Source organism: Parabacteroides sp. CT06, from assembly GCF_002257605.1.
GTDB lineage: Bacteria > Bacteroidota > Bacteroidia > Bacteroidales > Tannerellaceae > Parabacteroides > Parabacteroides distasonis.
Genome location: NZ_CP022754.1, coordinates 124,776 through 141,816 on the forward strand (window position 1 = coordinate 124,776; position 17,041 = coordinate 141,816).

Annotated in this window: 6 protein-coding genes; 3 read left to right on the top strand and 3 right to left on the bottom strand. The window is 45.3% G+C overall.

Annotation, left to right across the window (positions count from 1 at the left end; translation table 11 throughout):
- Window positions 1–2: 2 nt before the first annotated feature.
- Window positions 3–980, top strand: a complete 978-nt coding sequence (locus CI960_RS00400; RefSeq protein ID WP_005859524.1) for an ATP-binding protein — start codon at window positions 3–5, stop codon at window positions 978–980.
- A gap of 8 nt (window positions 981–988) precedes the next feature.
- On the opposite strand, the gene CI960_RS00405 is transcribed toward CI960_RS00400, so the two are convergent.
- Window positions 989–3,691, bottom strand: a complete 2,703-nt coding sequence (locus CI960_RS00405) for a prolyl oligopeptidase family serine peptidase (protein WP_005859523.1) — start codon at window positions 3,689–3,691, stop codon at window positions 989–991.
- 816 nt (window positions 3,692–4,507) lie between these two features.
- Here CI960_RS00405 and CI960_RS00410 point away from each other — a divergent pair.
- A complete protein-coding gene (locus tag CI960_RS00410; RefSeq protein ID WP_005859519.1) occupies window positions 4,508–7,522 on the top strand; it encodes a DUF6383 domain-containing protein in 3,015 nt (1,004 codons plus the stop codon).
- Window positions 7,523–7,869: 347 nt separating this feature from the next.
- Here CI960_RS00410 and CI960_RS00415 read toward each other — a convergent pair whose 3' ends face one another.
- Complete coding sequence (locus tag CI960_RS00415) at window positions 7,870–10,266, bottom strand: TonB-dependent receptor (protein WP_005859517.1); 2,397 nt, start codon at window positions 10,264–10,266, stop codon at window positions 7,870–7,872.
- 162 nt (window positions 10,267–10,428) lie between these two features.
- Between CI960_RS00415 and CI960_RS00420 the strand changes: the two genes are divergently transcribed.
- Complete coding sequence (locus tag CI960_RS00420) at window positions 10,429–14,538, top strand: hybrid sensor histidine kinase/response regulator transcription factor (protein ID WP_005859515.1); 4,110 nt, start codon at window positions 10,429–10,431, stop codon at window positions 14,536–14,538.
- Here CI960_RS00420 and CI960_RS00425 read toward each other — a convergent pair.
- A complete protein-coding gene (locus CI960_RS00425; RefSeq protein ID WP_005859510.1) occupies window positions 14,477–16,864 on the bottom strand; it encodes an ABC transporter permease in 2,388 nt (795 codons plus the stop codon). The two genes, CI960_RS00420 and CI960_RS00425, sit on opposite strands and share 62 nt — an antisense overlap.
- Window positions 16,865–17,041 lie beyond the last annotated feature (177 nt).

Below are 17,041 nucleotides of genomic sequence, written 5' to 3' on the forward strand. Positions count from 1 at the left end.
CTATGGTTAACCGGAGTTTATACTTGAAGATTATAGGAATCGTCTCCTTGATCGTGTTTCTCGCGTTACTTGGGTCCGTATTGTTGATAACCGGTACCTCTTACTTCTTATCCTTTGTATGTCTGTGTATTATCCTGTTGATAACTCTGTTACTAATCCGGTGGATGAACGGTATAAACCGTAAGATAGCTACCTTCTTTGAGTCGGTTCGTAATGGGGATACAGCTTTGCGGTACCCAGATAAAACGAATGATCCTTTTGTAAAGGATTTGTATACGGAAATGAACCGGATTATCCTCCTATTCAGTCAAAACCAGAGTGAGATGGAAGAGAAGCGTTTATATTACGAGAGTATCTTGCGGGTACTGACGCATGAGATTCGTAATTCGATTACGCCAATCCGTTCCTTGTCTGCTGACCTATTGAAATATTCCGATACATATACTCCGGAGCAATTACGGGAGGGTTTGGAGGTTATTCATGGGCAAGCGCAAAATTTATCCGCCTTCTTGGATTCTTACCATCGTCTGACGCATCTCCCGGAGCCGGAAAGAACCGAGGTGTCTATAATCTTTTTATTTCGGAAGATGGAACGGTTGTTGTGTGCCGAGCCGGGTAGCGACCGTATTTGTTTCTCCTCTGCGGAAGCTTTAACGGTACGTGTGGACCAAAACTTGATCGTGTTGGCTCTGATTAATTTGATCCGTAACGCATTACAGGCGATAGAGGGGCAAGCGGATGGTATCGTCTCCGTAGAAGCCTTGAAGACAGATGGTAGGGTATATATAACTATAACAGACAATGGCCCCGGTATTTCTCCTGAACTATTGTCTGCTATCTTTACGCCTTTCTTCTCTACGAAGTCCGGTGGTAGCGGCATCGGCCTCAGTATCTCCCACCGCATAATGCGCTTGCATGGCGGCGATTTAACCGTTGATTCCTTACCCGGTGTCCGTACCGAGTTTCGTATGAAGCTGTAATTGTCTGATCAATACCCCAACTCAAACGGTTGCTCTACGGCAGGTACGCCCTCGGACATCCATTTAGGCATCTTCTGGTTCTTCAGGTAATGGTTGAAGAATTGGAACATGCGGCGTTGGAAGTCGATACGGTTCGCCATGTTCGTGGGCCAGTGCGGTTCGCCAGTATAGTTCAATAACCAGCAAGGTTTGCCTAGCCTCTTCATGGCAACGAAATACTCGATACCTTGGTACCAAGGCACATGGCCGTCGGCGTCGTTGTGCATGATCAATATCGGGGTCTGTACCTTATCCATCGTAAACAACGGGGAATTCTCCAGATAACGAAGCGGAGAACTCCATGGCGTAGCGGCCAGACGGCTTTGTGTATGCTCGTATTGGAAAGAGCGGGCCATACCCGATCCCCAGCGGATACCACCATATGCGCTGAACATATTTACGACAGGCGCCCCGGACTCGATAGCGGAGAATAGGTCTGTGCGAGTCGCCAGATAAGCCACTTGGTAACCACCCCAGCTATGTCCTTGCGCACCGATCGCTTTCTCGTCGATATATCCCTTGGCGATCATCATGGTGACACCCGGCATCAGGCAATTGTAACAGCTTTCTCCCGGATAACCATCTACATAGCGAATGTCCGGGTTGAAGATGATATATTCGTTGCTATTGTATAAATGATAATCGATCGTAGAACGATGCGGTTCCGGCATGCGGTAATTATATAAAGTCTCCGAATTCCGCTCGTAGAAGTTTACCATCATCGGGTACTTCTTGTTCGGATCAAAATTCGCCGGCTTATAAACGACACCTTCCAGTGGACGGCCGTCCAAGGAAATCCATGATACCAACTCGGCGGTACCCCAGATAAAACCTTCCTGCTGCTTGTCTCCATGTGTCAATTGCACGGATTTCTTGAACGCCAAGGTAGAATAGTGGATATCCGGATATTGCTGGAAGGTTTCCATCGTATAGATCACGTCGTCCGTATTCTTCGCCTTGTTGATAGATCGCAACATATAGTTGCCTGCCAGCAAGGTCTTCGGGGCTGCTGGAGCGGAGAGGCGTGCGTTATAGAATCCGTATCCTTTCGTGGTCTCGTTGAATCCTTTTAATAATTGCGGTTTTCCGAGGTCGATAAAGCGAGCCTCTTTATCCAGTTGTTCCAAGCGGTAGGACAGTTTCTCCTTCCTTCCGTTCACGGTCAGGTTGATCGGTGAGGTAGCTGCGGTCGGATCGAATTTCCAGATGTCGTAACGATCATAGATCAAGAGACTTTGATCGTTCGCGGTCCAGCCGGCGGCTCCATGCGCATAAGGATAATCAGGTACGTCGTTCTCCTCGTCCCAAGCCGGGAAACTCTCCGGGGTGGTTAGGCGATATTGCTTACCTTCCGCCAAGGCGATCGTGTACCAGCAACTATCCGTCTCGCCATACCAATACGCATATTTACCTTGTGGGGAGAGGCGGAAACGGCCATAATCCGCTTTGGCGATTTGCTTACGTTCTCCGTTATCCAGCGATACGGTATAATAGTCGCTGCGTGTGCGGGCCTCCCACATGGAAGACAAAGAATAGGGACGGGAAGTGGAAAGGAGCGCCAAGGCTGCGTCACCCTCGTTACCCAATTGGATATTCGGTAATTCCTCATTCGCCAATTGGAAGATAGAGCCGTTGCCCAGATTATAAACCGCTTGATAGCTTTTCTTTAAGTCTTTTTCCTTGTTATAATTCTGTACGGTATATTGTACGGGCTCATCCCAACTCCAAACCTGTACGTTCGGACGATTCTCGGCTAGTTGGGTCGTGTCTTTTTGCCTCGGCTCCGGTGAGGTACCGAAGAACAGACGGGAAGCAGATTTCGAGAATTGAAGCATCCCGTTCTCATTGATTACCCATTCAGCGGGGAAAGCCTTGTTTCCACGGGTGGCGATTTCTTTTGCGGGAGCGTTATGCTCGGATAACCATAAGCTTAACGCTTTGTAAGAAGAATCTTTGTCGGCGCAATATAAGAAAGCTAGCCGTTCCCCTTTCTCGTCGAACGTGGTTTGTTTGAATACGCCTTTTCCCTCTTTGATGAGCGCCGGACTTCCTTTCTCCGGGTTCAAGGTGAATATACCTGCTTCTCCTTCCGCTGCGCTCGTGTAATATAGCATACCGCTTTTCTTGGCGAATTGGAAATCCGTTACGGTCGGGAACTGGAAGGTCTTGCTTCCATCCAGCGAACGGACGTACAACGTGGAGTCCTTCCGGCCTCTTTGATAAGCGATCCAATCCGCTTCGTCCGCTAATTTGAAGGTTTTGAGGGAGTCTATCGTCTCCTTTTTACCGGCGACGGAATAGATTACCAAGGTGTTCATCGGCATCTTGTCCTCTTTCGTCTTCAATATTTTCAGGGAATCTACCGTGGACTTTCCGGGTGTTTGCGTGACAACCAGATAACCCGAGGAAGCGGAGAATGCGAACTTATCGGCCGGAGAAAAAGTGGCGGTCTCTTGCCCTTGGGCCGCATACAAATAAACGGTAGCGTCACCTTCCCAAGGTTCCATCTTGCAAGCTACCCATTTTCCGTTGTCCGAGATCTCCCGGTCCGTGATTCGTTGCCAAGTGATCAGGTCATCAACTGTTAGGCTTTTAGAGGCGTTTTGCGCGAAGGCTGGGGAAAGACTTCCCAGACATGCTACAAAAGCCAAGTACTTTAAGTGTCTCATCATGGTTATGTATTGATTTTAAAACAAAGATAATGGCTTTATCAGAATCTTTATTGCTTTTGACCGGAATTTGCTTCTGGAAAAACACGTACGTGTTTCCGAGAAAACATGTACGTGTTTTTTGTAAAAGTCGTACGTGTTTTCTGGACAAGGTAATGGCGTTTTTAATGTGTTGATTATCAGTGTTCTTTTTGAGCGTTCTAATGATCGCAGTTATAAGCAGCTTACAATGGGCATTATAAAGGTGTTACAATGCCTATTGTAAAGACCTTATAATGGGCATTGTGGTGATAGGAAATTCCTTTGGTCAACGGTAGGAAAAAAGGTTTGTAAGTGGTTAGTTATTCACTTCCCAAGCCGTAAGTTATCCACTAGGTATAGCCGTTAGTTATTCACTCGACAAGCCGTAAGTTATTCACTTCCGAGGCCCAAAACAGGGGAGTTTATATTGAATATGTTATTTATTGCAAGGAGATATTTTAGTACGCTATTATAATGTACGCATGTACATTATATTATATATATGAAAATGATTGGTGAAAACGATCGTTATAATTAGTCATTTGCAAAGGTACGCGTTTCTTTGACTTCTGCAACCCTTCCGAGCTATTTTTTTGTTCCCTTATTCGCTTTCTTATCAATAGGATAGCCTATCCTTTACGAAACAACCGATTCCGTAAACGAACCTCCCGTTTTTCTTCTTTAAAAACGCAAGATCTAAACGATCGTTTAGACTAGTCGTTTTCGAATAGGAGGTGATCGGTTAATATGTTGAATGATATTTAATTAACACTATTATTAATATTTAAATTAGAGATTATGAACAAGAGAATTTCTACGTTGATGACAATGGGCTTGCTGACCGCAGGTGCATTGTTTACTACTGCGAATGCTCAAACAACCAAAGAAGCGGCAGATACCCAATTCAATGGCAGCAAGTATTATTATCTTGCGAATGAGAATGGCGGAACTTACAGCTACATTGGTGGACAGAGCGTGAAAAAAGGTACTGCGGAGCAATACACCGCATTGAATACTACGGCGGAAACTGATAAGGATGTAGTTAGTGGCGATGGTGCGTATTTATGGGCTATTTCTCATGTAACTCGTAATGGTAAATCCTATTTTACGTTTAAGAACAAGGAAACAGGTACTTTATTGTCTTTTGCCACGGATGGTACAATCACTACGACGGTGGATGCAGGCAAGGCTAATGAGTTGACATGGTTGGACGCAAACAAGTATATTCAAGCAGGTAAGGCTATCCAAGCCGTTGACGCTTCTCACCAAATCGGGCTTTCGGGTACAACTTGGTCAATGAACTCTAGCGGAGTAAATATTCAAGTTTTCGTACAGGATGCAGCTCCTGTTTCTGTTGATGACTTAAATGCGGCTTTAGGTAATGGTTTCGCTTTGAGTTTTCCGGCGATTAATCCACAGCCGAAGGAGAATATCTTCGATCAGAAGATTAGGGCTTATAACTTTGCTGGAGAGACTTGGGCTACAAACTTGTCTTTACCGTCAGGAACTTATTTCGCCGTATCTGCTCCGAAAGGTGGTATTGTAGATGAGGCAACTTTCAAGGCTTCTACCTTTATCGCTGTAGACCCGGTAAACCATTTTGGTATCAATGCGCTGAAGAGAGCGGATGGCGTTGGTTTCGCTTTCAAGTTGGTATCCGGAGAGAATTTGGTAATGACTGCAAACACGTCTAAGGAGCAAGTTTACGCCGGTAACGCTGCGTTTACGGTATCAGAGATGGATAACGTAAACAAACCGGGTGAATATACATTGAAACTGTCTTCCGTACGTGTGAAGAAAGATGCGGCTAAAGACGATCAAACTACAGTTCCTGATGTTTATGTAGACGCTATTACCTCTACAGGCACTACTTATGTAACAACGACTAGCAAGCCGACTACCGCAAAATGTACGATTAGCACTTCCAATATGCTGAAAGCTTCTGAATTGTTGAGTAAGGATGCGCCGTCCGTATTTAATGTATTGTTCGTAAGCAATGAGAAGAATGTGACTAAATCCGGTTCTTCCGAATACGGTAAGTACTTAGGTTTAAAAGTAGGAACGAGCGATTATGAGTTGTTCGCTCAAGGCCCGGATTATGTAAACTTGAACGCTCCGCAGAATCAGTGGGTAGTAACTAAGATTGACGGGCAGAAGTTCACGTTCACGAACCGTGAGGTAAATACCTATAATACTTCTACGGGTGCTGCCACAGGCCTTTCATTCACGGCTTCTTTACGTAAGACCGATGAGGCTAATGTTTACGAAGTAAATGCGGAGTCTAAGACATTCACTTATGCTTATGTTGCAAATAACTCATATACGATTTCTAATGACAAAGATTTGGCAACAGTAGATGGCTTGAAGATCAAATTGATCCCTGCTACGGTAACTCCTTCCGCAGGTTACGCTGATTATTCAGACGCTGAGCTTGCTGAGTTAGCTAGACTGAAATTTACGGTTGGATCGAATGTTCTTTATAAGGATTTGTACTTGAAAGCTAAATATACAGGCTCTACTCCTTCTTCTGTAGAGGCTACTCAAGAAGCGTTGGATGCCGCTGAATGGGAAATCATCAAGTTCGATTGCAGTGCCGCTGAAAGCGACGTGGCTAAATCCGATACGATCTATGGATCTACAAAATACGCTTATATCGTAAAAGACGAAGAGACTAAGACGAAAGACGTGAAAGATATCGCTATCGTATCTTACGCATTCAAATTGCATATGGACGGTAAGGCTTTCTATTTGAATGAAACTCGTGGAAGCTATTCACTTATTCAAGAAGATGACGTGGAAGACGCTCCTAGATTTATCGTGAAGGAGAACAAGAACGGTTCCGCTTATTTAATTAAGGCTGGTACAGAACGTAAATACACAGAGATCATTAATAAGAATACGCAAGGTTTGGCTTTGAGTAGTACGGATGGCAAGTTGACGCAGGAAAGTATTTATGCGACAGCAAAAGACGTAAAAGCTAGTTTCTTCGTAGTGAGAGATATCACGACTCCTTCCTTGCCTTCTGTTCTTAGACATGCTTCTTTCCAAGCATTGGAAGGTGGTTTCGTGGCTGTAGGCGAGGCTAACGACGCTGTTATCGCTCCGACAAGCGCAGATGCGGAGAACTTGACATTCTGGTTGGATACTGCTGATACGAAAGCTTATACTCCTTCATTCTATATCTCTAAGGGTGTTGATACGACAGCCAACGCTCCGAGAATGTTCTTGTATAACGCTAAGGATTCCGCTTCTTATTACAACCCGGGTTCTGCTAGCCTAGTAACAGACGATAGCTATAAGTTGGTGGATCGCACCTCTATCAAGGCTATTTTCCGCCCGGCTACTTTGGTAGGTATCGATACTTTGTCTACTACTGTAAAAGGTAAGGAAACAGAGGTGACCGCTAAGAATGGCTTGAACAACTTTAAGTTCCAGATCGTATTGAAAGATGCTACTGTAGAAGGTGAGTATATCATCAAGAGTTTATCTAGTTCAAACTATATCTTCAACTTGAACGGTAAACTTGGATTCACGAACGATAAATCAGAGGCTTTGGTCGTAAGCGTTGAGAACGGTATCATCCCGACCGGTAACGAGTCTATCGACAGCTCCGCCTCTTCTATCGTAGTGATCGGCAACGCCGGTTCCGTAACGATCCAAGGCGCTCAAGGCGAGACGGCTTATGTTCGTAACCTGTTGGGTATGCCATTGGCTGAGACAGTGGTTACTTCCGATAACGCTACGATCGCTGTTCCCGCAGGAATCGTTCTTGTAACGGTTGGCGACGAGACTGTAAAGGTGGTCGTTAAATAAGACATGTAAAGGAATAATGAAAAATAAATCGAAAATCATCCCCGTGCGGATTATCCAAGTATCCCGTGAGGGCGAACAAGCGGGAATGGATTAATATTAATACTAAAGTAATAAATTAAAGTTCATCCCTTAGTACTTCCGTGAGGAAGGAAAGCGGGAAAAGAATCAGCCCCGGTCGTTTGTTCGATCGGGGCTTACTTTTTCGGCTCAGTCCTCACTATATGGAAATCTTCACAGTCATATTTCTTATCGCAAAAGTAGGAGATGATAATAACAGTTGCAAGGACAAATAGTTAAAACATCTCAGATGTTCCATTATATAGGATTTTGCGATAGTATGATTTGTACTAATGATTCGTCCCCTCGAATAAATCCTTTGAATTGTTGGATAAGCCATTCTTTAGCTTGAACTGGTTGAATGTATAGCTAAGGGTCAAGCCTATCAACGGGTAATCGGGCCGGATTCGTGTTTTGGAAATCAAGTTCGAGGAAGTGATCGTATTGACATAACGGGCCGTATTGAAGACATCCCGGAAAGAGAGGGTGGCCGTCAACTTTCGTTTGAAGAATTGTTGCCGTATCGCTAGGTTGACAAAACAGAACGACTGGGTTCTTCCTTGGGTGGTTACGGAAGGACCTACGAAATTGCCGTCAAGCTGTATCCTTGTGTATTTCCCGGCCGTGAAAGCGTTGTTCCAAGCGATCTCGTAATTGGTACTGGTCTCATTCTTTCCGTCCGTCTTATACTCGTTCTCTACCCGGTAGTGATAAAGGCTACCGTTTATTTGCGTATTCCACCAACTGGTGGCCTGCAAACTGCCCGATAGTTCTATTCCGGTGGAATAATCATGTCCCACGTTCGCCATGGAATCCAAGGTAACCCCGGCTTGGTAAGGAACCCGTAATCGTTCGATCTTGTCTTTGCGGGTTCGGTGGAATAGGGAGGCAGACAAGGCATTGTCGCCGGAAGTCAAAGAATAATTCAACTCGAAAGAATGAATGTACTCCGGGCGTATATCCGGGTTACCGATCTCGGCTGTATAGTAATCCTTGTAAGTGATGTATGGCTCCATGAAATAAAGCTCCGGTCGGGTCGTACGACGGCTGTAAGCGAATAGAAGCTTCTGATTTTGTGTGAGGTTATAACCGATATGGGCGGATGGGAACAACTCAAAACGCTTTTGTAGGCGGTTCGCCCAATCTTTGGAGCTACGTAATACTTGATGCGTATGTTCTCCCCGTAATCCTACTTGAAAATCAAAAGACCGGTAGCTATCCCCAACGATCGCATAAAGGGAGTTGATCCCTTGTTGGAAATAGAACGTGTTGTAAATATCGTCACGCCAGAAGAACTCTTTGGTATCCGGGTTCCAAAACTGCATACTATAATCGCCGTCTTCCGAGTATGAGAAATATTGATAACCCGCCTTGATTTGTCCGGTTTTGCTGTATGGAAATACATAATCGGCTTTCGCACGGACGGTCCAACGATGTTCGGCCTCCCACGCACGATGACCTTGCTGGCGTACGTTGTTTTTGTCGAACAGATCGCTTTGGAAATATTCCAGAGCGTCGCCTCCATATTTCAAGAAGAAGCTACCGCTAAGGTTATGCCCCTTATCATTGAACTTATGATCCACGGCCAGATTCCCTAGTCCGAAAGTCTCATGGATATCAAAGTCGTCAAGGCTCTTGAACTCTCCGTTCTCGAATTGCTCGCCATTAGCGGAACGTTCTTCCGTATATTCCAGATCCCCTTTTCGCTTGAGTCCGGCATATCCGCCTTCCGCGTTAATGGAAAAAGTCGTTTGTTTTTGTGTATAGCTCCAACCTCCATTGAGAATATATGCGTAGCCGTTACTTTCACGGGGGCCATTGGAATAAGAAGTCGTTGTCGTATCGTTTACCAACGTCGTTTTCTCTTGGGTAAAATGACTTTTGCGAAGTCGGTTTCCCACATAACCGCCTATACGCCATTGAGACACCTTGTTTTGTCCGGTCAACAAGAAATCCAAGGTCCGGCTCCATACCGTATTCCCGCTTAGGTTGATTACTCCGCTCAACCCTTCCCCGAAGTTCTTCTTGGTAATGACATTGATGATCCCGACATCACCCCCTGTATCATGTTGGGCGGACGGGGTAGTTATGATCTCTATATTCTGGATTTGTCCGGACGGGATCTGTTCCAAGGCTTGGGTCCCGGTAAATATACTGGGCTTTCCATCTACGTAGACTGTGAATCCGCTACTCCCCCGGAAGGTAACCTCTCCCTCGGCGTTCACCCGGATGGAAGGCGTGTTCTCTAGGATATCGACAGCGGTTCCTCCCGAGGAAAGCAGGTTGGAAGAAGCCTCGATGATCTTTTTATCCAGTTTATAGATGACTTGTTTCTTGTTGGCTACGACCTCCACTTCCTGTAAGCCTACCTCAAGCATTTGCATCGGGATAATACCCAGATCCTTGATCTGCTCTGTAAGGATAAACTCCTCTCCCATATAAACATCATATCCCAGAAAATGGATACGGATCGAATACGTTCCCGGTTTTACGGGCTGGATTAGAAAAGAACCGTTCGCTTCAGTCATAGCTTCTTCGACGATATGATCTCCATCATATAATACAACGTGAGCGTAGTCTAATGCCTTACGGGTGGTTTGATCGATTACGATTCCTTTAATACCCGGATTCGCATGGATAGATAGTAGTGCGCTAAGGAATACTAGCGATAGAAAAAGTTTTCTCATATTTTACATTCGTTTTAGAATTGATACCGCAAAGCTAGGGAAATAGGGAGGGAGCGGGCCGGACATATGTTTCATAATACCGTACAAATCGTTCAATCTTTCTATTTTCTGTGATTTTCACCCACTTAATCTTTATATTTGGGGCATTAATCGGATGAATGGATGAGAATATACCTTTTACTGCTGTTTGTACTTATGGTAACGAGAACGCAAGCTACCAACGTTATTTTTGACCGGATAACAATGGATAGCGGGCTTTCTTCTTCCTCGGTGACCTCTATTTTGAAGGATCGTACCGGGTATGTCTGGGTCGGGACGACTGAAGGCTTGAACCGCTACGATGGATATACGTTTAAAGTATTCTTGCCCGTACCGGATTGCCCGGAAAGTATACAAAGCAGTTCTATCGATAAATTATTCGAGGATTCAGATGGAGGTATCTGGATCTTTTTTTCCTCGGGTGGGATTAGCCGTTATGACAGAGGTTCGGATACATTTTTGAATTTCACGAAAGAATGGCTTCGACAACAGTTACGTGTGTATGGTAGTCCTACTTGTTTCTCGGCCTCCGTTCCGGGACATATCTTTATAGGTACGGAGAACGGGATGTTGGAGTATGACGCTAAAGAGAAGAAATTGGTACGCCTTTCTTCGGCGGGTTCGGTAGTCTCGTCGTCTCCTGTGAATTGTTTGTATTCGGCGCCGGATCATTCGTTTTGGGTAGGGACTTTAGCTGGTTTTAGTTTGTATGACAAAGAAACAAACCACTTTCAAGATTATACGATACGGACAAATGACCGGGAGGATATCAATGCCGGCAATTTGAATGGCGTTAACGCGATCTATATCGACCGGTTTGATTATATGTGGTTAGGTACGGGACGTGAAGGGGCTTTTCGTTCGGTTGATATGGGAGAGCGAGAGATCTTCCAATCTGTCGGTCGTGAGGATACTCGGGTATATCAATTCTTGGAGACCGGTGATGGTGATTTCTGGATCGGACATAATAAGGGGACAAGCTTGATTAGCCGGATGAATCGGCTTGCCTTGCGATGTGAGCATTTCTTTGACCGGCCGGAGGATCTGGAACCTACGGGAGAATGCCAAGTGAGATCCATCTTCGAGAGTAAGGACGGAACGGTCTGGTTTGATGATAGCCGTTTCAATCAAGGTCTTTTTTATTATTCTCCGAAGGAGAGGAAAATGGGACAGTTGAGGAACGTGCCGGAAGACGCACATTCTATCAGCAGTAACCAGATTACCTGTTTGTTTCTGGATGACTCGGATCATCTGTGGGCGGGGCATTCCACGTATGGGGTGAGCCATGCGGATTTAACACCTTCCTTGTTTCGATATACCTTGGGATACACGGAAAAAGAGAATCTGTCTTCTCTTCATATCCTAGCCGTTTATGAGGATTCGGACCTGAATCTTTGGGTTGCGACCTCTAGGGGATTAGATCGGATTAACCATAAGACTTCCCGGGTAGATATGCGTTTTACCTTCTCACCCCAAAAAAGTCCGTCCTCTTTATCCGGAAAGATTATAGGTTCTATCCGTGAGGATTCGGAGCGGAACCTATGGATCAGTTATCAAGACGCCAACCCGGACCGGTTGAATCTGGATGATTTCCGAATCCGCCCTTTTATACCGGATTACCAAGTCTCTTATGATTATCCGATCAACTCGTTGTCGGAGTTATGTAACTTATGCGTGAGCGAAGAGTCTTGGTTTTGGGGAGGAGCGGATGAGGGGCGGCTTCGGGTGTGGGATACGAAGACGAGAGCGCTTATCACGTATCGATATATACCGGGTGAGATGAATCCCCTTGCGTCGAATCATATTCATTGTCTGTTTGTGGACTCTTCCGGTTATTTGTGGATCGGTACAAATGCGGGGTTGGATCAATACGACAAGCGAACCGGGCGATTTGATCATTTCACGGTACAGGATGGCTTATCGGGAAATATCGTACGAGGAATCCGTGAAGGCGAGCCGGGCATCCTGTTTGTCAGCACGAATAAAGGGCTGAGTCGCTTGGATATACAAAACCGGCATATCGTTAATTATACGACGGCAAACGGTTTATTATCGAATGAGTTTATGGGTGGCGCTTGCTGTAAGCGCAAATCGGGTGAACTTGTATTTGGCAGTAATGAGGGGATCGTTTCTTTTGATCCCGTTCAGTTAACGGACGGTTTGAGAAAAATACCTGAGTCTCTGCGAATCACGAACCTCACGATCGGAGACTCACGTGAGAAGCAAGGTTTACAGGTGGGTTTTATTGCGTTCGATTATTCTCATCCCCGTAGTATCCGATACCGGTATCGTCTGGATGGATATGATACGGATTGGCGGGAGGTGGACGCCAGCGATCGTACGGCTATATATAACCGTCTACCACCGGGAAACTATGTGTTTCGGGTGGAAACTTCCGGCAATGGTTCCTATTGGAGCGCTCCCATTACCGAACCTGTCAGGATCTTTCCTCCTTGGTGGCGGACGTGGTGGTTTATTTTGCTGGTATTCGTGGTTGTATGCGTACTGTTGTGTATCGCCTATAAGAGCAGGGTGCGCTGGTATCAACTTCGCCAAGCCGAGTTGGAGTGTAAGATACAAGAACGTACACGGCTGTTGAAACAGGCCAAGCAAGAACTGGAGGAAAAAGATGCGTTGAAAACTCGTTTCTTTATGAATGTCTCTCATGAGCTTCGTACCCCTCTGACGATAATCAAGGGATTGACGGAGGATCTGGAACGGCATTCCGGTTCAGAAGTATCTTGTGGAGATAAAGAGATTTTGCGTACGATCTCCCGGAATACCAATCGCTTGATTTGGCATGTCAATGAATTGCTGGATTTATCGGTATTGACCCGGGGAGTACCTTCCCCGCATATCGTTTGTGCGGATCTCAGCCGATTCTTAGAGGATATTTCGGAAACCTTTATTCCTTTGGCCGATTCCTATAAAATCGCGTTTACGTATTCGATTGCCCCGGATATCTCAATCGCTTATTTTGACAAGAATATCCTAGAGCAGGTTCTATATAATTTACTGTCGAACGCATTTAAGTATACGCCGGATGGTGGTTCGGTAAGCTTTTCCGCTTCATTGGAGCAAAGCTCATCCGATGCGGTCATGACTTTACGAATTACGGATAGTGGAATCGGCATTCCTCCCGAATCGTTACCGTATATTTTTGATCGATATTATAAGGGGGCATCGATAGCGTTTCGCCGCTCGGAGAGTTCGGGGATCGGCCTTGCGTACACAAAAGAGCTATTGGAGTTACATAAGGCAACCATTCAATGTGAGAGTGAATTGGGGAAAGGTTCTGTTTTTACGGTTGCCTTGCCTATATCGGAAGAGGCTTATCCTGAGGAGTGGTTGGAGTATTCGGAACCTAAAATGGAAGAGGTATCTTTGCGGGAATCAGTTCCATTGGAAGAAACAAACTCGGTCCCGGAGAATCTACGACAAACGCTTTTGTTTGTAGAGGATAATGAGGATCTATGTCGTTATTTGATGAATGCTTTTCAAACGGATTACCGGGTCGTGATAGCGAAAAACGGAAAGGTCGGCTTGGAGAAAGCCTTGGAGATCCTACCGGACGTGATTGTCTCGGATGTAATGATGCCGGTCATGAATGGGATTGAATGTTGCGAGGCTTTGAAAACGGATGAACGGACGGCCCATATACCGGTTATCCTATTGACTGCTTTAGCGGAAGAACGTCAACAATTGGAAGGGTATGGAGCCGGAGCGGATGATTATCTGCCTAAACCATTCAGTCTTGCTGTCTTAAAAGCGAAGATCAAGAATCTGCTCAAACGTAGTGAGCAACTAAAGTTATATTTCAGGGATCGGTTCGACTTGCGTACTCCGGAGCAAACCATCGCCGATCCGGATAAGGAATTTCTTTCGAAAGTGACAAAGGTCGTTCTGGCTCATTTGCAGGACCCGGAGTTTGATGTAGAGCTTTTCTGTTCCAAGATGGCGATGAGCCGTGCCAGCTTATTTCGGAAATTAAAGTCTACTACTGGTTGCTCCGCTTCCTCATTCACCCGTAATATACGTATAAAGCGTGCCGCCGAGTTATTGGGGCAGCACGCTTATTCGATTGGGGAGGTAGCTGCTCAGGTCGGCTTCTCCGATCCGAACTATTTTACCCGTTGCTTTAAAGAAATTTACGGGATCACTCCGAGTGAGTTTATTCAGACTTCACCGAGTTCACAGGATTCTCATTCGCCGCTTGCCAGTTCCGGAAAGTAACGGTACCGATCGTAACCGAGAGAATGATTAGGAAAGCTACGATGAAGACCCAAAGATGGAGTGGTGTTTTATAAGCGAAATTCTCTAGCCACTGTTGTGTTCCCATCCATGCTATTGGGATCGAGATGATGAAGCAAACGGAGACGATCTGGATATAAGTCTTGTTGAACATCAAAAGAATCTGTCCGGTAGTCGCTCCGTTGATCTTGCGGATACCGATCTCTTTCCGGCGGTATTGCGTCTCAAATAGCACGAGTCCGAATACACCTACGATAGAGATCAAGATCGCCATTATTCCGAATAGGGAGATTAGTTTACCCAGTGTTTGTTCTTTCTGATATAAATTGTTTAAGATGGTGTTGTAGAAAGAGATCTCGAAAGGGAAAGTCGGATCGATCTCTTTCAATGTTTCCCGGACGTGGGCGACAGCTTCCTGTAAATTCGTTTTCGAATTGAAGCGGATATAGGATACCAATTTAGGATTGGGTATATCGTTATTCAATGCGAATACGAAAGGGGAGCTTGCGATCCGGCAAGAGTTAAACCGAAAATCCTTGCTGACTCCTAGAACCGTACGATCATTGAAACGATCTCCGGGATGTAAGTGGAAATCCCGCTCTGCCGCCGGATTGATGATATAATCACTTTGTGCCTTGTTTAAATCCTCCCGTGTAAAATCCCTTCCTTCCTCTACTTGGATATCCATGACGGAAAGGAAATTCTCGGAGGCATAGAATACCTTGAAGAATACATCCTTATCTTCATGGCGGGCATATTCGAGATCGATCATGTCATCTTCTTTCGATAACTCGTAGACGGAGAAGGCCACATCCTCTATTCCCGGATAATCTTTAAGTTTCTGGATATATTGGGGCTTATGCTTGGCGTAGATCTCCGGTGTCAGGTTCACGATGGCTACTTGGTCTTTATTGAATCCTAGTTGCTCGCTAGAGGTCATGAAATGGTTCTGAAGTCCCATGAATAAGGTGACAATAATCAAAGCGATCGATACCGTGTATTGGAAACCGATCAGGGCGACACGTACTTTTTTCCCTTTGGGACTAAGACCGAAAGAGCCCTTTAGTACCAAGGCCGGCGCATAGGAGGTACTTCGTATAGCTGGATAAAGTCCCGCCAAGCAACCCGTCAAGATAGCGATCAGTGCTGTGAGAAGGATCAGGCCTTTGTATTGACTAAGACGTATATCTGCATCTACCCAATTAGCGATCGGTGTGTAAGACAAATCGTTTACGATGAATAAGGCGAGAATGTAGGATATCAAGCAGATCACGATCGATTCAATCAGTGAGATGGCTCGTAACTTATAGATGGAGCATCCTAATACCCGGTGCGTATTGATCGTTTTCAATCGTAGGGGAATCAACGAGGTTGTGAGATTGGTAAAATTGATTCCGGCGATGAATAAGATGAGGAAAGCGATACCCAGTAACACATAATTTGTCTCCCGGTGACCTTTCGGATTAAAGTCGAAAGTTGTATCATGCGTGTAATAAACATCCTTTAAGGGGGTTAGACGTAATGCGATCTCTTGCGCTGAACCCATTTGGCTTTTAGCGAAATCGAAAGTCTTGTTGAAATGATCCAATACCTCCTCTTTATTTAGGGGATCGTCTAGCGTGACGTATATTTCGTTGGCATACATTTGCCAAGAACTTTTTAATAGATCCAGTTGGTCCATCGGGACGTAAATACGGTTTTGTACCGTAGTATTTCCCGGGAAATCCTTATAGACACCCCCAATAGTAAGTATCGTGGTACTTACAGGTTGCCAGCCACTACTGCCGGACATCCGGATACGTTTACCGATAGCGGATTGTTTGTCGAACAGCCTTTTGGCGACACTCTCCGGAATGAGTACGGAGCCGGGAATGGATAGGCATTCGACGGAACCTTCTTTCATGTGGAAATCAAAGACATCTGAGATATTGGGTAGACAAAGCTGGAAGTTTTCCTTAAAGACTTTCGCTTCTCCTTGATCGTCTACTTCGTCGATTTGGCAATACCGTTCTCCTCCGTAGAATGGATAACGGTAGGAGTAATCCGTGATATGAGCGGATGAGTTAACAAAAGCATCGCTAAACATTAGGCAATGGATGGCGTTATGCTCGAATTCTCCGTGATTTGCCTCTAGCCGGAAGGTTCGGCCTGATTTGCTGTGCATGGCATCGTAATTCATCTCGTAATCCACCTGCATTACTATCAGGAGGAAAGCGGCGAAAGCGATTGTTAAGCCAAAGAGGTTTAACACGACAGCGGTCTTAAACCGCTTGAATAGATAAAGTAAGTTTCGAATCATTAGTTTCATTGTAACAGGTTTTAAATATATTCATTTTTTAGAAAGGAGGCAAATAATGTGCCATCGATGTAACGTTCTGCTAATCATAAGATAATAGAAAAATGCTTAGAAACGATTGTGTGTGCCTTCGCACGGTGCACGTTCGCTTCCGCACGTTATTGGATTTTAATTCGTAAGTTCGCGGAT